Consider the following 21,209-nt stretch of genomic DNA (forward strand, 5'->3'; position numbering starts at 1 on the left):
CTTATAGAATATTCAGGTCATGACCTGTTAATAGGAAAATAAGTATTGCCAATCCTAAAGCAATTCTGTACCATCCGAATAACTTGAATCCGTATTTGGTTACATAACCAATAAAGAATTTAATTGCTAACATAGCTACAATAAATGCGACTAGATTTCCGATAATTAGTGTTGACATATTGTCCTGAAGAATTTGAACTCCGTCAGGTTCCATCACCAATTTGAGTAATTTGTATCCTGTAGCCGCCGCCATTGTTGGTACAGCAAGGAAAAACGAAAACTCAGCCGCTGCTTTGCGTGTCAGCTTTTGGCTCATACCTCCGACAATGGTTGACATAGATCGGGATACTCCGGGAATCATTGCAATACATTGGAAACAACCAATGATAAAAGCATTTTTGTATGTTATTTCTTTATCCTTGTCAGGAGAGTTAAACCATTTGTCAACAAATAGCATAACAATCCCTCCTAGTACCAGAGTTGTAGCCACTACATATACATTCTCGAGCATTTCGTCAATTACATCATTGAACAAAAGCCCTAATACTGCAGCAGGTATAAAACCGATTAATAATTTTATATAGAAATTCCATGATTGGAAAAAACGTTTCCAGTAAAGAACCAATACAGACAATATTGCACCGAATTGAATAATAACAGTGAATGCTTTTACAAAGCTTGTACTTTCAATGCCCAATAATTGCTGGGCTATGATCATATGACCTGTTGATGATATTGGTAGAAATTCAGTAAGCCCTTCTACAATGGCTATGATAATAGTCTGTAGTGTATCCATTCTTTAAATAGTATGTTTTATTTAATTGTTAATTAGAGTGTTATGCTTTTGGCGTGTCTTGTGATAAAGAATCTTCCTTTTGCTTGTTGGTTGGATATAATATTCCTACTATCATCAGTAGAAATCCAAAAAAAGAAACCATTGGTCCTACAACAATACGTCGTGTACTAAAGATATCAGGCTGAAAACCACCTTCGATACTGGTTGATGAACCTGTCATTAATAAAAAACCAATGATAATAAGAGCAAACGATGCTGCACAAATTATGTAATTAAGTTTACCTAATGCAAAATCTTTCTTTTCCATATTGTTTTTAAGTACAAGGATTTATTAAAATACCGCATTCTTCAAATAAAAAAGCTTTGGCTGCGGTGCTTACCAAAGAAATATAATTAGTCTGCGATCTTTAAGCGTGATACAGATTATTCGTATTCATTTTTAAATACCGGTTTACAGCAGATGTCGTTGCCAGAAGTGGAAGAAGTATACCTAGTATAATTACAATCACATAGAGTACAACGAGGTTTTCGATCTTGATTATCGAAATGATTTCGGGAAATTCTTTTGTTAGAGTATATATCAACGCTGTAATGCCTATATTGGCTATAATAGCTGCTATTACACCATAACCAATAGCTTTAATAACAAAAGGCTTGCGAATAAAACCATTTGTAGCTCCTACCAATTGCATCGTGTTTATTAAAAAACGTTTTGCGTAGATGTTAAGGCGGATAGTATTTCGTATGAGTGTAAAGGATATAAACATTAATATAGCTGCCAAAACCAATAGGCCTGTACCTAATTTTGACAGGTTTGAATTGATCATCTGTATGGTGTCCTCGCTATATAAAAAGCTTTTGACGATTTTTTGACCTTTGAGGCTTTTTTCGACAACTCTTATGCTGTCGATATTGGCATATTCTGATTTTAATGTGATATCGAAATAATTAGATGCAGGAGTATAGCCTAATATTTCTTCGGGATCGCCCCCTAATTCTTTTATAAGATCCTGTTTGATTTCATCTTTACTGATGAAGGTTACCGATTTTATATAAGGCTTGGCGTTTAATTGCTTTTGAAGCTTTGCTGCTGCAGCGTCGTTTGTATCTTCCGATAATTCGATTGTTATGCTTAGGTTCTCTTTGATGAAAGATGAAATTTCGCGTCCCATGACTGCCACAAAAAAAGTCAATCCCAATAAAAATAAAACAAGGGTAATGCTTACTGTTGTAGTTACTCCGGTTCCAAATAGAGATGTAGTCTTTAGTTGACGATTTTTTGACATAAAATATTTACTCTGCTTTTATTTTTGTATCTTCGATATAAGTGGTTCAGATACTTCACGCCTTAATTTGGTGCAAAGAAACAAAATATAATGCTGTTTTGTAGCATTTTTTATGTTTTTTAATTATAAAAATCCAGAATACTAGCGAATATGATTCTTAGAATACCTTAATTTTGTCGATTCATATCTAAATTATATTATTTCTAAAACAAAGCCTGCAGGCTTATTGTTTTCATATATGTGTAATCTTTTATATATTCGCATAGATAATAGAAAAAGTTTATTATTAGAAATTTCAATTTTACAATAAAGTATTAAATATAAAATGCAAGAAGATCAAGATACAATATTGGATGAGATAACATCCGGTGATTATAAATATGGCTTCGTAACAGATATCGAAAACGAATCCATTGGTAAGGGTTTGAATGAAGATGTTATCAGACTGATTTCATCTAAAAAAAACGAGCCTGAATGGTTGCTTGAATACCGTTTAACTGCTTACAGACATTGGCTTACAATGAAGATGCCCGAGTGGGCACAGTTAGATATTCCTGAAATAAATTATCAGGATGTAATTTATTATTCGGCACCTAAACAAAAAATAGCACCCGAAAGTCTGGATCAGGTAGATCCTGAACTGTTGAAAACATTCGATAAGTTAGGCATCTCAATAAACGAACAGAAGAAGTTGGTTGGAATGGCTGTAGACGTTGTAATGGACAGTGTTTCGGTGAAAACAACCTTTAGAGATGTGCTTTCTGAAAAAGGAATTATCTTTTGTTCTTTCGGAGAAGCGGTGCAAGAGTATCCCGAATTGGTTAAGAAGTATTTAGGGACAGTTGTTTCCTCCAAAGATAATTACTTTGCAGCATTAAATTCGGCTGTATTTAGTGATGGTTCGTTTGCTTATATCCCAAAAGGAGTTCGTTGTCCGATGGAACTTTCGACCTACTTCCGTATCAATGCGGCTAACACAGGTCAGTTTGAGAGAACCTTACTGGTGGCAGATGACGATTCGTATGTAAGTTACTTGGAAGGCTGTACAGCTCCTATGAGAGATGAGAACCAGTTGCATGCTGCTATTGTTGAGATAATTGCGATGGATCGTGCAGAGGTGAAATATTCAACGGTTCAGAACTGGTATCCGGGAGATAAAGATGGTAAAGGAGGTATTTACAACTTTGTTACGAAGCGTGGAATTTGTAAAGGAGAGTCTTCTAAAATATCATGGACGCAGGTCGAAACAGGTTCTGCTATAACATGGAAGTATCCATCTTGTATATTGGCAGGGGATAACTCTACCGGCGAATTCTACTCGGTTGCAGTTACTAACCATCATCAACAAGCTGATACCGGAACGAAGATGATTCACATCGGTAAAAATACCAGAAGCCGTATCGTTTCGAAAGGTATTTCTGCAGGACAAAGCCAGAACTCTTATAGAGGGCTGGTCAAAGTCTCTCCAAAGGCTGAGAATGCCCGTAATCACTCACAATGCGATAGCTTGTTGCTAGGGGATAAATGCGGAGCTCACACATTTCCATATTCTGAAATAGCAAACTCTACAGCTATTATAGAACACGAGGCTACTACTTCGAAAATTAGCGAAGATCAGGTTTTTTATTGTAATCAACGTGGTATAGCTACCGAAGATGCAGTAGGACTCATTGTAAACGGCTATGCAAAGGAGGTTATGCAAAAATTGCCAATGGAATTTGCAGTAGAAGCTCAAAAATTACTTCAAATTAGTTTGGAGGGAAGTGTAGGTTAATCGAAATAATTTATGTGATATAAATGAAAAGAGTATTTCATCTTGAAATACTCTTTTTTTGCTTTGTATGGATGAATAAATATTCACCCAATAATATTGATCTTATTCTATATTTTTTCTCACTTTAGTTAAGAATTCTAACATCTCTGTGGAATCTTTCTTTTCGATGATTGAAAGCAGTTGCCCAAGTTCTTCTCTTATTTGCTCCACTTGCTGGGGAGTGTATGGATTGAATAAAATCTCAGTCAAAAGAAAATCATCTTCCGATAGAAGTCCTTTGGCTATATCCATATGCCTTTTGAATGTTGTTCCGGGAGCTTCCTGATGTTTCATCACAGAAGCAAATACCAAAGTTGAAGCAAAAGGAATAGAAAGCGAATAAGCTATGGTTTGATCGTGCTCGTCAAAAGTATATTCGAATACTTGGAGATGTAAGCTTTTGTATAAATCTAAGAAAAACGCTTTGCCTTTTTCTGCTGATTCAGATATAACTATTGCACTTTGAGTACTCAGATTGCGTAAGTCTGCAAAAGTAGGTCCGAACATCGGGTGGGAGGATGCAAAAGGCTGTTTTACCGAAGCATAAAATTCCTGTAACCCGGTTTTAACCGATGCTATATCTGAAATAATACAAGTGTCGCTAATATATGGAAGAATAGTTTTGAATGCATCGATAGTATACTTAACGGTTGCAGCATTAATAACTAACTCCGGATTGAATTCCGAAATTTCTTTCGGATCGCTCATCCTTACCACATTGTAGGTGAATTTCAATCTGTCTGGATTGGTGTCAAACATAGCAACCTCATGATTGGAACTTAATACATCAGAAAAGAATGATCCCATCTTTCCTGCACCTAATATTAATATTTTCATTTTTATACCGTTTTAAGAATCTATTTCTGTGATGTTATTCTTTGTGAATTACTAGGTTAAAAAAACACTCAATTATTGGTTTGTATCCTATAATAATCGCTAATCAAAGGTAAGATATTGTTTTTATCTATTCAAAATAAGGAATGAAAAGTTTGATGAGTGTGTCCCTTTTCATAAAAAAAGCAAATAAATGTAAAACAATACGATTGATTTTAGTGTTTTATTTGAAACGCTAAAACGGACAAAATGAAGACAATAAGAATAATAGCCATGATTACGTTTGCAATGATTGGTTATGCTAACTTGTGTGCGCAAGAGGTAGATTCTATACCAGAGGGTTCTTATAGCAAGGGGGTAAGCATTACACCGATTCCGGTAATAGCCGCTAACCCAACCTTAGGAATCGTGTTCGGTGTTACCTCTAGCTTTTCGTGGACTATGGGTAATCCTAAAAATACAAGTCCTTCAGTTGCTGTTGGCTCGTTGACATATACTACCAACAATCAATTAATCTCATACCTTAGAGGAAATGCTTTTTTATCGGAGGATAGCTGGAATTTATTAACCGATCTCCGTTTTCAGGTAACCTCTCAGCCCACTTATGGTTTGGGGACAGGTCCAAGAAGCAACACTCTGCTTGTTGATGGTAGTGAAGGGGATGTAAACATAAACAATCCGTATAAAAAAACGCCTTCACGGCAAATGATGGAGTACAATTTTTTTCGTTTGTATCAGACATTTTTGAAAAGATATCAGGATACACGTCTTTTCTTAGGTTTAGGCTATCATTTGGATATGTTTTCGAGTATCGATGATCATCTTTTAGATCTTGAGTCTGATCCTAATCGTATTACTCATCACTATGCTTATAATACATCTAAGGGAATTAGTACAAAATCTTACGCCCTCTCGGGAATCTCGCTTAATGCTTTATTTGATAGTCGAGATAATACTGCAAATCCTTATAAAGGACGATATGCTATGATAAATTGGAGGGTAAATCCGAAATTTATAGGGAGTACAACTACTAACACCATTTTGTGGACAGAGTATAGAGGTTATTTTAATTTATCGGAAGAGCGACCTCGTAACTTGATTGCGGTTTGGTTATATGGGAATTTTGTAACATCGGGTGATGTGCCTTATATGAATTTGCCTGCTTTAGGCTGGGATACAGCAAGTCGATCCGGGAGAGCTTATACTTTCGGACGTTTTCGTGGAGAAGACTTGGTTTATCTAGAATCTGAATATCGTTTTCCTTTACAGAAAGATAAAGATAAATGGGGTGGAGTTGTTTTTGTAAATGCAGTATCGGCTAGTAGTCGTACCGAAGATGTTAATTTGTTTAGCCATATAAATTTGGCTGGTGGTGTAGGATTACGCTATATGCTGAATGAGAAAGCACGAACAAACCTTACATTGGACTATGGATGGGGCACAAATGGATCTCAAGGATTCTTCTTAGGGTTAAATGAAGCTTTTTAGTGGTAGGGAAATGTATTGTCTATATTGGGTAAGAAAAGAACACTCTCAGTTATCTAATAACTGAGAGTGTTTTATGTTTATTTATTCATTATATCCAGCTGCACTCTTACTGATTCTTCGTGTATTGCTTCAAGAATAACACGCATGAATTCGGGATTCATATCCATTTCAGTAGCTTGAGCAATGCGTTTTGTTAGAATTTCATCATAACGATCGGTCTGTACAATTGTCATATTGTGCTCTTTTTTGAAAGTACCGATTTCTTTAGAAACGCGCATGCGTTTGGCGATAAGTTCAAGCAATTGATCGTCAGCCTCGTCAATCTGACGGCGAAGAGCCGATAAGTCTTCAGTTGTTTGTTTGCCTTCACGTATGATCAGAGAACCTAATATTTCTTTTAATCTCTCAGGAGTTACTTGTTGAGAAGCATCACTCCATGCACAGTCGGGGTTGCAATGAGTCTCGATGATTAAACCCTCAAAGTTCAAGTCCATAGCCTGTTGAGAAAGCGGTTGAATCAAATCACGTTTGCCACCAATATGACTAGGGTCACAAATGATTGGAAGATCTGGGTAGCGGCGTTTCAATTCGATAGGTATATGCCATTGTGGAAGGTTGCGATATATCTTCTTGTCGAAAGAACTGAATCCTCTGTGAATAGCTCCCAGTTTGGTTAAACCAACGTTACTTAAACGCTCCAATGCACCGATCCATAATTCTAAATCGGGATTTACAGGGTTTTTTACCAATACAGGTATGTCAACACCTTGCAAAGCTTCTGCAATTTCTTGTACAGCAAAAGGATTAGCAGTTGTACGAGCACCTATCCAAAGTAAATCTACTCCATATTTCAAGGCTTCGTATACGTGCTTTTGAGTTGCAACTTCTGTAGAAACATACATTCCTGTTTCTTTTTTTACTCTCTTCAACCAAGATAGTCCTTCGCTTCCGATACCTTCAAAGCCTCCGGGTTTTGTACGTGGTTTCCATATTCCCGCACGCATTACTTTGATGCCGTCGGCTGCTAATTGTTTAGCAGTTTCCATTACTTGGTCTTCAGTTTCGGCACTACAAGGTCCTGCAATAACGAAAGGTCTTTTGGGGTCTACCCCGGGAAGTAAAATTGATTCTAATTTCATCTTGTTTTTATTTTAATTATTGATTTTAATATTTGCCGGTTCTTCTGTTACATCTCATTCTTTAACTGATGCCAGCTGCTATGCTTGCCAAAGTAACAGAAAGGTCTGAGACCTTATTTTATTTTCTGTATCATTATAATTTCGTCGATATATGTTTTATCGTCTACTTTAAAAATACCTTTACGTTTTCCCGATTCTTCGAAACCGTATTTTTTATATAATGCCAGTCCTGCCTTGTTATTAGCATAAACTTCAAGATATATAATCTCTAAAGGTGAATGGCTTTTAGCCCATTGTAGAGCATTATCTAGAAGTGCCGATCCAACTCCAACACCTTTCCACTCGGATAACATCCCCATACCTAAGCGTGCAGTATGGTACATTATCTTTTGTTGTAATCCGCCAAAGTTGATGTTCCCGATAATGTGTCCCTGATGTGTAGCCACTAATATAAGGCTATTTTCATTATCAAGAAACGATTGTATCCATTTCTCCTCTTCCTCCAAAGTCGGATTAAATTCTCCTTCTACATAGGGAATAAACTCACTTTCTTCAATATATTTTTTTACAACGGTTATCAGTTCGGCTGCATCTTCAATCTGTGCTTCACGAATGACTATAGTTTCTCCATTTTTTAGAGTTGTCTCTATTGCTGTAAATTTCATATCCAGAATATTAAGACAATTTTTTTACCCTCTCCAATGCTTCCTTCAACATTTGTTCATTACAACAAAGTGAAATGCGTATATAGCGTTTACCTTTATCTCCGAATATAAATCCGGGAGTGAGGAATACATTTGCTTCATAGAGAACTTTATCCGCCAGTTCGGCACTGTCTTTATAGGTGTCGGGTATTTTGCCCCATAAGAACAAACCTACCTGCTTGGGATCAAATGTACAGCCTAGGCTGCTCATTATTTTTTCGGCATATTTACGGCGAGCTGTATATAAGTTGATATTATTCTCAGTGTGCCACTCTTCCGAATTATTAAGTGCTGCAATAGCTGCCAGTTGAACCGGTTTGAACTGTCCGCTATCAATATTGCTTTTCACTTTTAATATCCATTGTACAAATTGAGCATTGGAAGCCAGCATAGCCATACGCCAGCCCGGCATATTATGTGATTTGCTAAGAGAGTTCATCTCGATGCAGATATCCTTAGCTCCTTCAATTTGCAGAATGCTTAATCTGTTTGTATTTAAAATGAAGCTGTATGGATTGTCATTTACTATTATGATCCCGTGTTTTTTGCCGAAAGCAACCAAGCGCTCGTATAATTCAATAGTTGCATTTGCTCCCGTAGGCATATTAGGGTAATTGACCCACATAAGCTTTACATTCGACAAATTCATTTTTTCGAGAGCTTCGAAATCCGGTTGCCAATTGTTATTTTCATCCAGATCGTAAGTGTGTATTTTAGCTTGCACCAAATTACTTACTGATGTGTATGTCGGATAACCAGGGTTAGGCACGAGTACTCCGTCACCGGGATTGAGGAAAGTCAAAGAAATATGTAAGATTCCTTCCTTAGAACCTATAAGTGGCTGAACTTCGCAAGACGGGTCTAAATCGACGCTGTACCATTTTTTATACCAATCAGCGAAAGCACGTCGTAGTTCAGGAATACCTACATAAGGTTGATATCCGTGAACATTGGGTTGTACAGCCGATTCGCATAAGGCTTCTATCGTTTCTTTTGAAGGGGGGAGATCGGGGCTTCCTATTCCCAGGCTTATTACATTTTTACCTGCTGCGTTCATTTCGGCAACCTCTTTGAGTTTGGTCGAGAAATAATATTCGCTAATAGAATTGAGGCGTTCTGCCGGAATAATCTGTTTTGTGCTCATATTTCTAAGTAAAGTTACAATTTAATGTCGCATCTAAAAGTCATAACTGTCAGTAGATAGTATACTTATCAAAGCAATGAAAAAAGTCAGAGACCTTTATAATTCACTTTGTCTTCCTTCGGGGTAGTCCCCCAATATTTTTAATTCGCTGATTAATGGGCGTATAGCATTTAAAGCCTGTTGGTATCGCTCATAATTATCAAACTTTACATCAATATAAAATTGATATTCCCACTCACTGCCTATGATGGGGAGCGATTGTATCTTAGTCAGATTGATGTGATAAAATGAGAGTACCGACAAAACCTGAGATAAACTGCCCTCGTTATGTGGTAATGTAAATACAATAGACGATTTATTTAATACTTCGTCTTTTTGTATCTCGTCCACAATCCAGCGATTGCCAAAAATAAGAAAGCGAGTAAAATTGTGCTTATTTGTCTCAATTCCCCTCGCTAGTATATCCAATCCGTATATTTCGGCTGCTCTTGTGCTGCATATGGCTGCAGTGCCCAGCATATTTTTATCTTTAATATCTTTAGCTGCAAGTGCAGTGTCCTCGTGCTCTACTACTTTTACTTTAGGTAGGGTTTCTAAGAAATCTACACACTGCATTAATGCAATAGGATGCGAAATCACTTCCTTTACATCGTGTATAGTCTGCCCGGGCAATACAGCCAGACAATGCGAAACGCGTTGCTTGTATTCACCCGCAATCGGTAGCTTATTATTCTTTAGCAATTCGTAGTTTGGCAAAAGGCTGCCTGCTATTGTATTTTCAATAGCCATAATCCCGATGATATTCGGATCTTTCTTGATAGAAGTAAAGATATCTTTAAATGTTATGCAGGGGACGATTTCAACCTCTTCACCAACAAAGAAATTTTCTGCTGCTATCCCGTGATATGCTCCGAGTCCTCCTTGAATTGCTACCTTTCTCATTTGAGTAATTTCCGTTATTTGTTTGTATATAACTTAAGGTCTCAGACCTTTTTCATTGCTTTGATAAGTATACTATCTATTGATAGTTATGACTTTCAAATATGTTTTTAATTTTTCTTGAATACTTAAAACAAAAAAATCCCGTCAAGCTTGACAGGATTTTATATATCTATTATGTTGTTTTTCTTTACTACATACAAAATCCTGTCTTACCTTTTAAAGTAAAAGTAAAAAAAGAAGTAGTATGCAAAAGAAAAATTTCTCATTGTTCTATTTTTGGTATAATGATTTGACAAAAGTAATATTTTTTTGATAAATGCAATTCTTTTTTCATATTTTTTTATTGATCACTTATATATGTTATAAAATTGCGATTGTTGAGGTTTGTAAATGAGCTTTTTTTGTCGGTTTTCTGTCGTTTTTTTATTGATTATTATTGTATTATATAATTGAGGTTTAATACTTGGTTGTTTCTTTATCTGTTTCTATCTTGTTTTTCTATTCTGTTTGTATATAATAAGTCTCTAATTTGTTGTTTCTTAAATCTATTTATTATTTTATTATTTTAGATTTATATATTTGTATAATAATATATAAATATCTGTATATCAATATATTGAACTTTTTGTTTGATTGCTTGTATCTTTATAATTATAGTATTATTGATTTATATAAAAGTATATATATTCTTTTTGTATTTTGCTTTTTTTTGACCGATTTATCCATGGTTTTTATCATGTATACACCTTTTTATTTGCTGAAAACTGCTCTGTTTTTTTACTCGTTTCTATATGAAAAAGATGACTTTTATCGCCTTGTATTCTCATAAGGTAGAATTAGTGGTCTCGGATTGTATTTTCAATATAAAATAGATGAGTTTTATAAAAAAATGGAGAATTAAAGAATTAGATATAACTTTGTCTTCGATTTTTGGATAATAAATAACAGTAAATATTTAATCCTCTATTATCTAATTATAGCTGTCAGCCATAATTATACTTATCGAGGTAATAAACAGGTCTTTGACCTTAGCCCACTTTAATAATGAAAATTAGCAATATAGATTTTTCGGATCAACCGGTTTTTTTGGCTCCAATGGAAGATGTAACCGACATGGATTTCAGGTTATTATGTAAACAGTTTGGAGCAGATATGGTGTATACGGAGTTTGTTTCGAGTGACGCCCTTATCAGACATGTGAATAAGACGAAAGAAAAGCTGACTATATGCGATGCTGAGCGTCCTGTGGCTATACAGATATATGGACGGGAAGTAGACGCGATGGTGGAGGCTGCCAGAATTTGTGAAGAAGCTCAGCCCGATATTATAGATATCAACTTTGGTTGTCCTGTAAAGAAAGTCGCAGGAAAAGGTGCAGGTTCGGGAATGATGAAAACACCTGATTTAATGGTTGAGATTACTCGTGAAGTGGTGAAAGCTGTTAAATTGCCCGTAACTCTAAAAACCCGTTTAGGATGGGATCACGACTCGAAAATAATTGTTGAACTTGCCGAAGAGTTACAAGATGTAGGTATTCAGGCTTTGACCATTCATGGCAGGACACGTAGCCAGATGTATCGTGATGATGCCGACTGGTCTTTAATTGCTGATGTGAAGAATAATCAACGGATGCATATTCCGATAATTGGTAATGGAGATGTTACAACTCCTGAGCAGTGTAAGCTTCGTTTTGATCAGACAGGTGTTGATGCTGTGATGATAGGACGTGGGGCCATTGGTAATCCATGGATATTTAAAGAGGTAAAGCATTATTTAAAGACAGGTGAATTGTTACCAAAAGAATCTTTTGTTTGGTACTTAAATATTTTGAAGGAATATATTCAAAAGAATGTAGCTCATTCGGGCGAAAGAGGAGGTATTATTCATAGCCGCAGGCATTTGGCATCAAGTAATTTATTTAAAGGTATTCCCGATTTTAAGCAGACACGTATTGCTATGTTGAGAGCTGCTACTGTTGAGGAGCTATTTTGTGTATTAGATTCTATTCCTGCCGAGTTCGGACTTCAATAATCTTTGATAAATAAGAAAATAAAAGTCGGATACTGGTTTCGCAACTGGTACCCGACACAAATTGAGTTAGTAGTAAAATCTTATTTTATGCTAAAGTCAGAAGCTAATGCTTCATAATCTTTATTTTCGATATTAAAATAATCAACAAGCAGAAGGTTGCCTTCAGAATTATATATATACATCGCATATTTTATTTCACCTTCCCATACATTTTTTGAGTCATTGAATGTTGTATACGAAAGCATCTGCAATTGTCCATCCAAAGTGTATTCGTATTGATACTTTTTGTTGGCATTCCATTTTGATTGTCGGGAATCCCATACAGATAATATCCTCTCACGTATCTTTCCGTTATTGTCGTACTTGTTCTCGAATTGCTTAACAGGTGTCAGGTTTTTTCCGTCTTCTCCTGTGCATACTGTTGTCTTGGTAATTTGTCCGGCTTTATTAATTTCTTCGTTTTTGTAGAAATTATCCATGCTAAAGGCATTATTTATATTTCCTGCTAGAGCAAATATGGCTATACTTAGGGCTATTATTGCTGTTTTCATGATTTTGAGTTTTTGTGGTTAAGCTCTTTATATGTAAGACTCCTAAAAGGCGGTATTCGTTACACACATGTCTACTTTTTTTGCATTATTTTTTAATCGATATCCCAATTGTCGAAATAATGTTTCCCGTAGTTGATAGGTTCATCTATTATAACGGTTTTATTGATTGGACAATTGATTTCGATTTCGAAGAATTCACGATTCCAAGGATTATTCCTGTTGTATAAATGAGGATTGATCAGTACCAAAGAATCCTGAATGTTATAATTAAGCTGAGCTTCTGTAGCCTTTGTTTTTGCCAATTGATAATTCTTATCAAAAGCTGTTTTCTTAATTTTTATTTCAAAGTTCTTATAAATCGTATCTTGATTTACTTGAACTCCGGGGAAGATAAACCATGACTTTGGATCTCCATCCAATGTATACAATTCATTATTTCCATTTTTCCATCTGTATGCATTTTGCACATCTTTGTGTAATTGTACATAGAGTGTGTCTGACGGAGTATTTATATCTACCTTTTCAACGAAATTTGCATGTTCTTTGTAGTTTTTAGCTTGTTTTGCCGAAATAACGCCAAGGTATGAGCATGCTCCAATCCAGATTAATAATGCTATGCCGAATATAACAAAGTCTTTAGGTGTAATCTTTGTACATATTATTATTCCTAAATACAATAAGCAGGCAGCCGGTAAGAACCAGATTATTGCTAAGGTAATATTCATATTGGCAGAGTATAAACCAAATATGCTTAATACTTCAGAAATAGAAGGCAGATCTAATGCTGCCGGGAAAAATATGGTAAAGCCTCCGGCTAATGCAATGGCTATACCGATCATGAATACAATAGTTCCGCTTGCAGCTTTGATGATAGATCCTAAGACACTTCCTATGCGGCTTTCTCTGCGTCTCGATATTTTAGCGGTTCGGTTTTCTATTGCTTCAATACTCGGATCTGCTCCCGACATAGCCAACTTTTGCGCGAATGTCTTAGCTTTGGGCATAGCTATCCATAGCAGGAAGTAGGAGGTAAAAATATAAGCACCCAGTTTATCAGCAATAAATCCGGCTAAGGCAATACTGGCTGCATAGCCGATTCGTATTAATACGACATCTACATGAAAGTATTTTGCAAGTCCTGCACATACCCCTCCCATAATTCCATTTTCGGGGTCCCTGTAGAGTTTCTTGCTGATTATTGTATTCTCAGGCTTTTGATATTTGTTTGAATTATCATCTATGCTTGTATTATCGGGAGCCTCCTCTTCGAAATCTACAGGATTTCCCATTATTTCAATAATACTTCTAGCATCTTCAATTGTGATTATGCTTTCATCTTTACTGGCTTTCATCTGTAGGAGTTCGCACATACGTGCTTCTATATCAGAAATGATCTCATGGCCATCTTCTTTATTCTCGAAGTGGAATTTTAAATTGTCGAGATATGATTTCAATATTTCGTATGCATCTGCGTCTAATGTGAAGGCGTATCCTCCTATGCTGGCTTTTATTGTTTCTTTCATTGTGGTATTTTTTATATGTGTTCTGTTTGTAAGGTCTCAGACCTTTTATTGCTTTGGTAATTATGAATGCTACTAATCATTGCATTCGAATAATGTTGCATTAAATAATTACCATTACGTATATTACTCTTGAATATCTACGGATTTGTTTTTTCTGATTCGGGCGATTGTATTTACAAGATCTGTCCATACATTATCCAGCTCTGCTAATACGGCTCTACCTCTGTCTGTGATGGAGTAGTATTTGCGGGGAGGCCCTTGGGTTGATTCTTCCCAACGGTATGAAAGTAACTCCTGATTTTTTTGTCTGGTTAGTAAAGGATATAGGGTTCCTTCAACTACAATCATTTCAGATTCTTTCAGTTCATTTATTATTGCAGAAGCATAAGCATCCCCTTCGGACAGTATGCTGAGAATACAATATTCGAGAATCCCTTTTCTCATTTGAGCTTTTATATTATCTACATTAATTGGTTCCATATTGCTAATTTTAAGTGTGTAAAACTTTGCTGGCTTACACGGATTGTTTAAAATAATTCGAGTGATCTGATTTCTTATTTTGAATAGTTTCTCAGATTCTCGGGAGTTATAGGATCTCCGTTCATTTCCATCTTTTGAATCACTGTTGTTGCTTTAGGCATAACCACCCAGAGTATGATGTAAGCAAAGAATGCAGAGCCTCCCAAAATGAATACTATAACAAAAATGACTCTGATTAGGGTGACATCTATATCAAAGTACGAGGCAAGTCCACTACAAACTCCTGCAAATACTTTGTCATCCATGTTGCGATATAATTTTTTTCCTGTTCTCATTTTATTTTCAGTTTTTGTTTGAGATTGATTACTCGTATTTGTGTTTGAATTTACTTCACCCAAGCATTCAATTACCTTTTTTACAGAATCGGATCCAATAACTTGGTTTGGATATCGAACTTCTTTTTGAAATATTTCAGCAACTCTGGCTTCTACATCTTCCATTATTTCTTTTGCATCTTCTAAAGGAAGTGAAGCCTCGAATCTTGCTAAGTAAGTCTTTAATTGGATGTATGAATCATCCTCAATCGTAAAGTTGACTCCTCCTATATTTACTTCTACAACTTTTTTCATATCTGTATTTTTTATATGTTATCTTATGCAATGATTTATGTTATACAAATATATGTAATTAATTTAGTACTCTGCAATACATAATACCATCCTGTGTCTTGTACTGGGTAATGGGTTTGTGTTTAATGTGTTGTTATATAGCTTTTTGGGTGTTATGTCTGTTTTTTTTATTTAACTTTAATTAACTATATGGGCGAAAAAAGAGGAGATATATTAATCTATATCTCCTCTTTTTTCGTCTATATACTATCTCCCTAATTAAAGGAAAATAGATATTCTTATACTTTACATTCTATCGGGAACTTCAATTCCTAATAACTGCATTGCGTTTTTTACGATTTTAGCAACATTTGCCGATAAAGTCAGCCTTAGATATTTTATATCTTTATCTTCCTCTTTCAAGATGGAGTGGTCGTGATAGAACTGATTGTATTCTTTTACTAATTCATACACATAATTTGCAATAAGGGCAGGATTGTATTCGTCTCCGGCTTGTTTTAGAGTGCTTGCATATTCTGCTGTAAGTTGAATAAGTGCTATTTCTTTATCAGTAAGAACTGTATTTGGTGCAAGTGTATCTGGAATCACAAGTCCTTGTTCTGCCGCTTTTCTTAATACCGATTGGATACGTGCATAAGTATACTGAATGAATGGGCCGGTATTTCCGTTAAAATCTATAGATTCCGCCGGATTGAATACCATATTCTTTTTAGGATCAACTTTCAGGATGAAATATTTTAATGCGCCTAAACCAACTATGCGGGCAATATTAGCAGCCTCTTCTTGTGTGCAATTGTCTAACTTGCCTAATTCGTCAGATGTTTCGCGTGCCGTATTTATCATTTCTTCAACCAGATCGTCAGCATCTACTACTGTTCCCTCTCTCGATTTCATGCGTCCCATACCTTTGGGAAGTTCAACCATTCCGTACGAAAAGTGAACAAGGTCTTTTCCAAATTGGAATCCCAGTTTGTCCAAGATAATAGATAGTACCTGAAAATGGTAATTTTGCTCGTTTCCTACCACATAAACCATCTTGTCGATAGGGTAGTCATCGTAACGAAGTTTTGCAGTACCTATGTCCTGAGTCATATATACCGATGTGCCATCGCCCCGAAGAAGTAGTTTTTGGTCAAGGCCTTCTGCCGAAAGATCAACCCATACTGAGCCATCTTCTTTTTTATAGAATATATTTTTTTCAAGACCTTCGAGAACTTTCTCTTTTCCGTCTATATATGTTTCAGATTCGTAATATATTTTGTCGAAATCAACTCCTAATACTTTGTAGGTCTCATCAAATCCGGCATATACCCAACTGTTCATCATTTTCCATAGCTCTACAGTTTCGGTATCTCCTGCCTCCCACATTCTTAGCATTTCACGAGCTTCGGCCATTAATTGCGATTTAGCTTCGGCTTCTTCTTTCGACAATCCTCCGCTTTGCAGTTTATCTAGCTCAGCTTTATAATGTTTGTCAAACAGTACATAATATTCGCCAACCAGATGATCTCCTTTTTTTGCTGTCGATTCGGGAGTTGCTCCGTTGCCCCATTTTTTCCATGCAAGCATCGATTTACATATATGAATCCCTCTGTCGTTAACAATATTGGTTTTCTTTACTTTGTTTCCGTTTGCTTTTAGTACTTCGGCAAGAGCAAATCCCAATAGGTTGTTACGGATATGACCTAAATGGAGCGGTTTATTTGTATTGGGTGATGAGTATTCAATCATTACCAATGGCGAATTATCTGTCGCTTGTACTGTCCCGTAATTTGGATCTGAATTTATTTCAGAAAGTAAATCAATCCAACTGGATGAATTTATCTCCAGATTTAAAAATCCTTTTACAACATTAAAGTCGGTAACTTCGGTACTGTTAGCCTTAAGCCACTCGCCAATCTCCTGAGCAGTTTGTTCAGGTCCTTTTTTTGATATTTTCAGAAAAGGAAATGCTACAAGAGTAAGGTGTCCTTTAAATTCTTTTCTCGTTTTTTGGAGTTGAACCAAAGAGCTGTCTACTTCTGTATTATATAAATTCTTGATTGCTGAAATAATACTTGCAAGTATTGTTTGTTCTACTTTCATTCTTGAAAATGTTTCGTCTTTTAAATTTAGGTTCTCAGACCGATTTGTTACTTTGTAGGTATTTACTGGCTTACCCTGATAATTTCGAAGGTGCAAATCTACAAAAAATGATTGAAAAGATAAGGTCTTGTCTCTTTTTATTGCTTTGCAAGTATAATAAACAAAGCAACTTATATTGTGTGAGGTGGATGTGATTTTCTTTGCGAGGTATACTATAATAAGTTACCAAGAATAATTATTGAAACATCTAACGGCTTATGCGTAGGGGTGTATGCAATACGCCCCTACATTGAAAATATTCTTGTTGGATCAGGCTGAATAGGATATAAAAAAAGCGGAAAAAGATTATCTCTCTTTCCACTTTCTAAATCTTTTTGCAGCGATTTACAGGTCAGATAATTCAGCTCCCGCTTTAAATTTAACCACTTTTTTTGCAGGAATATCAATTGTAGCTTTAGTTCTAGGATTGATACCCTTTCTTGCAGCTTTTTCTGATACAGAGTATGTACCGAATCCTACAAGTGCAATTTTTTCACCTTTTTTCAACTCAGCACCTACTGTTTCAATAAATGCATCTAGTGCTTTCTTAGAGTCCACTTTGCTTAGTCCAGCTTTTTCTGAAATAGCATTAATCAGTTCAGTTTTATTCATAATATTGCAATAAAAAAAATAAATTAATTAATTAAACTGTATTTTAACGACTTACTTACATATTTAAACACCAAATATAGATTATAGTTTAGTAACTATCAAAAAAAAAACTAAAAAAACAGCCTCAGAAAGGCGTTTTAAGCTAAAAAAAAGCCAAACTGGATGACTTAGAGGTGGTCAAACGAAAAATATACGTAAATTTGTCTAAATTTAGAGTATACAAAATAATATGAATCAGAATAGAGGAGGAATGTTTGGGTCGGTACCACCGGTTACACTCAACTTGATAATTATAAATGTATTGTTCTGGCTGGCACAGATTGTATTTGCTAACAAGGGAATAGATATTACGACCTATTTAGGACTTCACTATTTTAAGTCTGACCTTTTTTATCCCCACCAGATTCTAACCTATATGTTCTTGCATGATTCATCAGGAATTACACACTTGTTCTTTAATATGTTTGCCGTTTTTATGTTTGGACGAACATTGGAGATGGTTTGGGGTGGAAAAAAATTCCTGTTTTACTATATAATAACCGGTATAGGGGCAGCATTATTTAATATGCTGGTTGTTTATTTCCGTATCAATTCTGTTGAAAGTGGCTTGTCTCCCGAAATGCTTGCTGAGGTATATCGAAATGGAGCTGAGTTGATAAGCACAGGACGTAACTATGCTGATCCGCTATTAGGAGAATTCAACGGACTTTTAAATCAGACAATGATAGGTGCATCCGGTGCTGTATTTGGTATTCTGGTTGCATTCGGTATGATATTTCCGAATGTAGAGCTGATCCTTCTGTTTTTACCTATACCAATTAAGGCAAAATACTTTGTTATTATTTATGGTATTGCCGAATTATTTATGGGTGTTTGGGATAGAGCCGGAGATAATGTAGCCCATTTTGCTCACTTGGGAGGACTATTAACCGGGTTTCTATTGGTGTTATTTTGGAAAAGAAATAATAAAAGAGACGGGAAGTTTTATTAATGTCCCGGACTTTGTTTATTATTTAGATAAGTGTAACGAAAATAGGTGATAGTTGTAATGAAGCATACTAATAAATATACTCAATTGTTGAATAATCTAAAGTATCGCGATTCATTGTCACAATTGATAATAATTAATGTGGCAGTGTTTCTTGTGCTTGCATTGTTGAGAGTTTTTGTAGTTCTTTTCGAAATACCTGCTCCCGATTTGCGACCCTATATCGAGATATCTTCGAGCATCAGTTATACGTTTAAGCATATTTGGGTATTGTTTACCTATATGTTTGTACATTATGATGTTCTGCATATTCTATTCAATATGTTGATGCTTTATTGGTTTGGACGTATATTTCTTACCTATTTTACCCCGAAAAATTTAATTGCTCTGTATCTATTGGGGGGATTGGCCGGTGCTTTGTTCTATATGCTGACATTTAATACAATACCCTATTTTGTAAAGATGAATCCTTCTTCTATGATTGGAGCTTCCGCCTCAGTTATGGCTATTATATTTGGAGCGGCTTTTTATAATAGAGATCAGGAAGTGATGATGTTTCTTTTTGGGCGTATAAAGATTGTGTACATTGCTGTATTTATATTTGCTCTCGACTTTTTAGCTTTAGGGGGATCATCTAATCAAGGAGGACATATTGCCCATATCGGAGGTGCTATGTTAGGCTATTTTTATGCGACTCAATATAAAAAAGGAAAAGATATTACTCGTTGGATTAATCTTTTGATCGATAAGATTGTTAATCTATTTAAGGCTAAGCCAAATATGAGGGTTACGCGAAAGAATAATAAATCAGAGGATGATTTTAGTTACAATCAGCGTAAGCATAATGAATCATCGGAGGTAGACCGTATCTTGGATAAGATTAAACAGTCGGGCTACAATAGCTTGAATGATGACGAAAAAAAACGATTATTCGATGCAAGTAACAAGTAAACAGCTAATTGATTATATTAGACGTGCTTTTCGATCTATTGTATTGGGTATAAACGTATTTACCTTATTGCTTCTCTTGAGTTCTTACTTAAGTTGGAGTGTTTCGCCTGATCGCTCTCTTTTATTCGCTTATCTGGGGTTAGCATTTCCTTTTACTCTTACGGCAAATTTATTGATCCTTACTTTTTGGATTATAACATCTAAGTGGAAAATTGTATTATTTAATGTTGTGGTATTGATAATCTGCTACAGTCCTATAACGACTTATTTTCCTATTAATGTTTTCTCTAAATCGCCACCTGAAGGCAGTATTAAGATATTATCATACAATGTTCGGGGCTTTAACTGGGAATTGGATAGGAAATGGAATAAAGATCAGCCCATAGTGCAGTATCTGAAATCTGTAGATGCCGATATTATCTGTATGCAAGAGTATGTTGTTTCGACAAATGATAAACATGCGAGTACACGTAATCTGCAAAGAGTGCTAAAGGTTTATCCTTACTATTCGGTGATACCTTTGCGTCCCAGCAATGGGCGATATGAGTACGGATTGGCGTGTTTTTCCAAATACCCGATTAAATCTATTAAGAGTATACCTATTGAGACTTCCGATAACGGAGCAGCCATGTATACAATAGATGTAAACGGTAAAATGATTACAGTGATAAATAATCATTTGGAATCTAATCGGTTGACATCTAAAGATAAAAAAATGTATAAGGATTTTCTAAGAGCCCGCGATTCTCGTAGATTAGATGAGGTAACTCAAAGTCTTGATAGTAAATTAGGTGTTGCTTTTCGAAAAAGAGCGCCACAAGCAGATATGGTAGCACAATATATTGCCGAACGAACAACTGATGCGATAATTGTATGTGGCGATTTTAATGATAGTCCCATATCTTATTCTTATAGAACTATAAAAAAAGATTTAAAAGATGCATATGCCGAAACAGGCTTTGGTCCCGGCATAACTTATCATGAAAACCATTTTTGGTTTAGAATTGATTTTATTATGTATTCAAAGAATCTAAAAGCACATAAATGTACCGTCGATAAAGTGAAACTCTCCGATCATTACCCGATTTGGACATATTTAAGTTTTAAGTAGGGTACAAACCGCAGACCTTGCTGTTTAGTACCTGTTGTTAAAGAAGATTGCTATGATTATTCA

At 35.6% G+C, this 21,209-nt stretch carries 20 protein-coding genes; 6 read left to right on the top strand and 14 right to left on the bottom strand.

All coding sequences use genetic code 11. The features are described from left to right. Position 1: 1 nt before the first annotated feature. The 3 genes from G7051_RS09440 to G7051_RS09450 all read right to left on the bottom strand — a co-directional run bounded on the left by G7051_RS09440 (position 2) and on the right by G7051_RS09450 (position 2,082). Positions 2–796: an undecaprenyl-diphosphate phosphatase gene (locus tag G7051_RS09440; protein ID WP_166114249.1), complete on the bottom strand. Its 795-nt coding sequence runs from the start codon at positions 794–796 to the stop codon at positions 2–4. Positions 797–836: 40 nt separating this feature from the next. Further along, positions 837–1,103 (bottom strand): DUF3098 domain-containing protein, encoded by a 267-nt coding sequence (locus G7051_RS09445; RefSeq protein WP_166114252.1) that lies wholly within the window; start codon positions 1,101–1,103, stop codon positions 837–839. A gap of 100 nt (positions 1,104–1,203) precedes the next feature. Beyond that, positions 1,204–2,082, bottom strand: a complete 879-nt coding sequence (locus G7051_RS09450; RefSeq protein WP_166114255.1) for an ABC transporter permease — start codon at positions 2,080–2,082, stop codon at positions 1,204–1,206. A 325-nt stretch (positions 2,083–2,407) separates the two neighbouring features. On the opposite strand from G7051_RS09450, the gene sufB reads away from it, so the two are divergent. Continuing rightward, positions 2,408–3,856 carry a Fe-S cluster assembly protein SufB gene (gene sufB, locus G7051_RS09455; protein ID WP_166114258.1) on the top strand — a complete coding sequence of 483 codons (1,449 nt, stop codon included), beginning with the start codon at positions 2,408–2,410 and terminating at the stop codon, positions 3,854–3,856. Between the two features lie 102 nt (positions 3,857–3,958). On the opposite strand, the gene G7051_RS09460 is transcribed toward sufB, so the two are convergent. Further along, positions 3,959–4,732: a prephenate dehydrogenase/arogenate dehydrogenase family protein gene (locus G7051_RS09460; RefSeq protein ID WP_166199867.1), complete on the bottom strand. Its 774-nt coding sequence runs from the start codon at positions 4,730–4,732 to the stop codon at positions 3,959–3,961. Positions 4,733–4,978: 246 nt separating this feature from the next. On the opposite strand from G7051_RS09460, the gene G7051_RS09465 reads away from it, so the two are divergent. After that, complete coding sequence (locus G7051_RS09465; protein WP_221412903.1) at positions 4,979–6,217, top strand: BamA/TamA family outer membrane protein; 1,239 nt, start codon at positions 4,979–4,981, stop codon at positions 6,215–6,217. 77 nt (positions 6,218–6,294) lie between these two features. Here the strand turns inward: G7051_RS09465 and G7051_RS09470 are convergent, their stop codons facing one another. The 4 genes from G7051_RS09470 to G7051_RS09485 form a co-directional block, all read right to left on the bottom strand. Further along, on the bottom strand, positions 6,295–7,356 hold the full coding sequence (locus tag G7051_RS09470) for a bifunctional 3-deoxy-7-phosphoheptulonate synthase/chorismate mutase type II (protein ID WP_166114267.1): 1,062 nt from the start codon (positions 7,354–7,356) through the stop codon (positions 6,295–6,297). 113 nt (positions 7,357–7,469) lie between these two features. After that, entirely contained in the window at positions 7,470–8,021 is a 552-nt protein-coding gene (locus G7051_RS09475; protein ID WP_166114270.1) for a GNAT family N-acetyltransferase, read from the bottom strand. Positions 8,022–8,031: 10 nt separating this feature from the next. Next, a complete protein-coding gene (locus tag G7051_RS09480) occupies positions 8,032–9,204 on the bottom strand; it encodes a pyridoxal phosphate-dependent aminotransferase (RefSeq protein WP_166199869.1) in 1,173 nt (390 codons plus the stop codon). A gap of 96 nt (positions 9,205–9,300) precedes the next feature. Continuing rightward, positions 9,301–10,146, bottom strand: coding sequence for a prephenate dehydratase (locus G7051_RS09485; protein WP_166199871.1), 846 nt, complete (start codon positions 10,144–10,146; stop codon positions 9,301–9,303). Between the two features lie 1,044 nt (positions 10,147–11,190). Here G7051_RS09485 and dusB point away from each other — a divergent pair. Beyond that, the gene (dusB, locus tag G7051_RS09490; protein WP_166199873.1) at positions 11,191–12,177 is read left to right on the top strand and encodes a tRNA dihydrouridine synthase DusB; all 987 of its coding nucleotides are present in this window, start codon (positions 11,191–11,193) and stop codon (positions 12,175–12,177) included. An 80-nt stretch (positions 12,178–12,257) separates the two neighbouring features. Here the strand turns inward: dusB and G7051_RS09495 are convergent, their stop codons facing one another. From G7051_RS09495 to G7051_RS09520, 6 genes are all read right to left on the bottom strand, one after another. Further along, positions 12,258–12,728 (bottom strand): DUF3836 domain-containing protein, encoded by a 471-nt coding sequence (locus G7051_RS09495; protein ID WP_166199875.1) that lies wholly within the window; start codon positions 12,726–12,728, stop codon positions 12,258–12,260. 92 nt (positions 12,729–12,820) lie between these two features. Then, a complete protein-coding gene (locus tag G7051_RS09500) occupies positions 12,821–14,251 on the bottom strand; it encodes a PspC domain-containing protein (protein WP_166199877.1) in 1,431 nt (476 codons plus the stop codon). A 123-nt stretch (positions 14,252–14,374) separates the two neighbouring features. Beyond that, on the bottom strand, positions 14,375–14,731 hold the full coding sequence (locus tag G7051_RS09505; RefSeq protein WP_166199879.1) for a PadR family transcriptional regulator: 357 nt from the start codon (positions 14,729–14,731) through the stop codon (positions 14,375–14,377). A gap of 74 nt (positions 14,732–14,805) precedes the next feature. Then, positions 14,806–15,360, bottom strand: a complete 555-nt coding sequence (locus tag G7051_RS09510) for a PspC domain-containing protein (RefSeq protein ID WP_166199881.1) — start codon at positions 15,358–15,360, stop codon at positions 14,806–14,808. Positions 15,361–15,645: 285 nt separating this feature from the next. Then, positions 15,646–17,445, bottom strand: coding sequence for an arginine--tRNA ligase (gene argS, locus G7051_RS09515; RefSeq protein WP_166199883.1), 1,800 nt, complete (start codon positions 17,443–17,445; stop codon positions 15,646–15,648). A 384-nt stretch (positions 17,446–17,829) separates the two neighbouring features. Beyond that, entirely contained in the window at positions 17,830–18,096 is a 267-nt protein-coding gene (locus G7051_RS09520) for an HU family DNA-binding protein (protein WP_166114297.1), read from the bottom strand. A gap of 229 nt (positions 18,097–18,325) precedes the next feature. On the opposite strand from G7051_RS09520, the gene G7051_RS09525 reads away from it, so the two are divergent. From G7051_RS09525 to G7051_RS09535, 3 genes are read left to right on the top strand one after another with little or no spacing between them, the layout of a single operon-like run. Next, entirely contained in the window at positions 18,326–19,087 is a 762-nt protein-coding gene (locus G7051_RS09525) for a rhomboid family intramembrane serine protease (RefSeq protein WP_166114300.1), read from the top strand. Positions 19,088–19,144: 57 nt separating this feature from the next. Continuing rightward, positions 19,145–20,035 (top strand): rhomboid family intramembrane serine protease, encoded by an 891-nt coding sequence (locus G7051_RS09530; RefSeq protein ID WP_166199885.1) that lies wholly within the window; start codon positions 19,145–19,147, stop codon positions 20,033–20,035. Then, the gene (locus G7051_RS09535; protein ID WP_166199887.1) at positions 19,992–21,146 is read left to right on the top strand and encodes an endonuclease/exonuclease/phosphatase family protein; all 1,155 of its coding nucleotides are present in this window, start codon (positions 19,992–19,994) and stop codon (positions 21,144–21,146) included. The genes G7051_RS09530 and G7051_RS09535 overlap by 44 nt, the downstream gene beginning before the upstream one ends. Positions 21,147–21,209 lie beyond the last annotated feature (63 nt).

This window comes from Dysgonomonas sp. HDW5B (assembly GCF_011299335.1).
In the GTDB taxonomy this organism is placed as follows: Bacteria; Bacteroidota; Bacteroidia; order Bacteroidales; family Dysgonomonadaceae; genus Dysgonomonas_A.

Excerpts from the sequence above, each read along its gene's own strand:
- G7051_RS09440 (WP_166114249.1), bottom strand. The coding sequence starts at position 796 with ATGGATACACTACAGACTATTATCATAGCCATTGTAGAAGGGCTTACT.
- G7051_RS09445 (WP_166114252.1), bottom strand. The coding sequence starts at position 1,103 with ATGGAAAAGAAAGATTTTGCATTAGGTAAACTTAATTACATAATTTGT.
- G7051_RS09450 (WP_166114255.1), bottom strand. The coding sequence starts at position 2,082 with ATGTCAAAAAATCGTCAACTAAAGACTACATCTCTATTTGGAACCGGA.
- sufB (WP_166114258.1), top strand. The coding sequence starts at position 2,408 with ATGCAAGAAGATCAAGATACAATATTGGATGAGATAACATCCGGTGAT.
- G7051_RS09460 (WP_166199867.1), bottom strand. The coding sequence starts at position 4,732 with ATGAAAATATTAATATTAGGTGCAGGAAAGATGGGATCATTCTTTTCT.
- G7051_RS09465 (WP_221412903.1), top strand. The coding sequence starts at position 4,979 with ATGAAGACAATAAGAATAATAGCCATGATTACGTTTGCAATGATTGGT.
- G7051_RS09470 (WP_166114267.1), bottom strand. The coding sequence starts at position 7,356 with ATGAAATTAGAATCAATTTTACTTCCCGGGGTAGACCCCAAAAGACCT.
- G7051_RS09475 (WP_166114270.1), bottom strand. The coding sequence starts at position 8,021 with ATGAAATTTACAGCAATAGAGACAACTCTAAAAAATGGAGAAACTATA.
- G7051_RS09480 (WP_166199869.1), bottom strand. The coding sequence starts at position 9,204 with ATGAGCACAAAACAGATTATTCCGGCAGAACGCCTCAATTCTATTAGC.
- G7051_RS09485 (WP_166199871.1), bottom strand. The coding sequence starts at position 10,146 with ATGAGAAAGGTAGCAATTCAAGGAGGACTCGGAGCATATCACGGGATA.
- dusB (WP_166199873.1), top strand. The coding sequence starts at position 11,191 with ATGAAAATTAGCAATATAGATTTTTCGGATCAACCGGTTTTTTTGGCT.
- G7051_RS09495 (WP_166199875.1), bottom strand. The coding sequence starts at position 12,728 with ATGAAAACAGCAATAATAGCCCTAAGTATAGCCATATTTGCTCTAGCA.
- G7051_RS09500 (WP_166199877.1), bottom strand. The coding sequence starts at position 14,251 with ATGAAAGAAACAATAAAAGCCAGCATAGGAGGATACGCCTTCACATTA.
- G7051_RS09505 (WP_166199879.1), bottom strand. The coding sequence starts at position 14,731 with ATGGAACCAATTAATGTAGATAATATAAAAGCTCAAATGAGAAAAGGG.
- G7051_RS09510 (WP_166199881.1), bottom strand. The coding sequence starts at position 15,360 with ATGAAAAAAGTTGTAGAAGTAAATATAGGAGGAGTCAACTTTACGATT.
- argS (WP_166199883.1), bottom strand. The coding sequence starts at position 17,445 with ATGAAAGTAGAACAAACAATACTTGCAAGTATTATTTCAGCAATCAAG.
- G7051_RS09520 (WP_166114297.1), bottom strand. The coding sequence starts at position 18,096 with ATGAATAAAACTGAACTGATTAATGCTATTTCAGAAAAAGCTGGACTA.
- G7051_RS09525 (WP_166114300.1), top strand. The coding sequence starts at position 18,326 with ATGAATCAGAATAGAGGAGGAATGTTTGGGTCGGTACCACCGGTTACA.
- G7051_RS09530 (WP_166199885.1), top strand. The coding sequence starts at position 19,145 with ATGAAGCATACTAATAAATATACTCAATTGTTGAATAATCTAAAGTAT.
- G7051_RS09535 (WP_166199887.1), top strand. The coding sequence starts at position 19,992 with ATGATGACGAAAAAAAACGATTATTCGATGCAAGTAACAAGTAAACAG.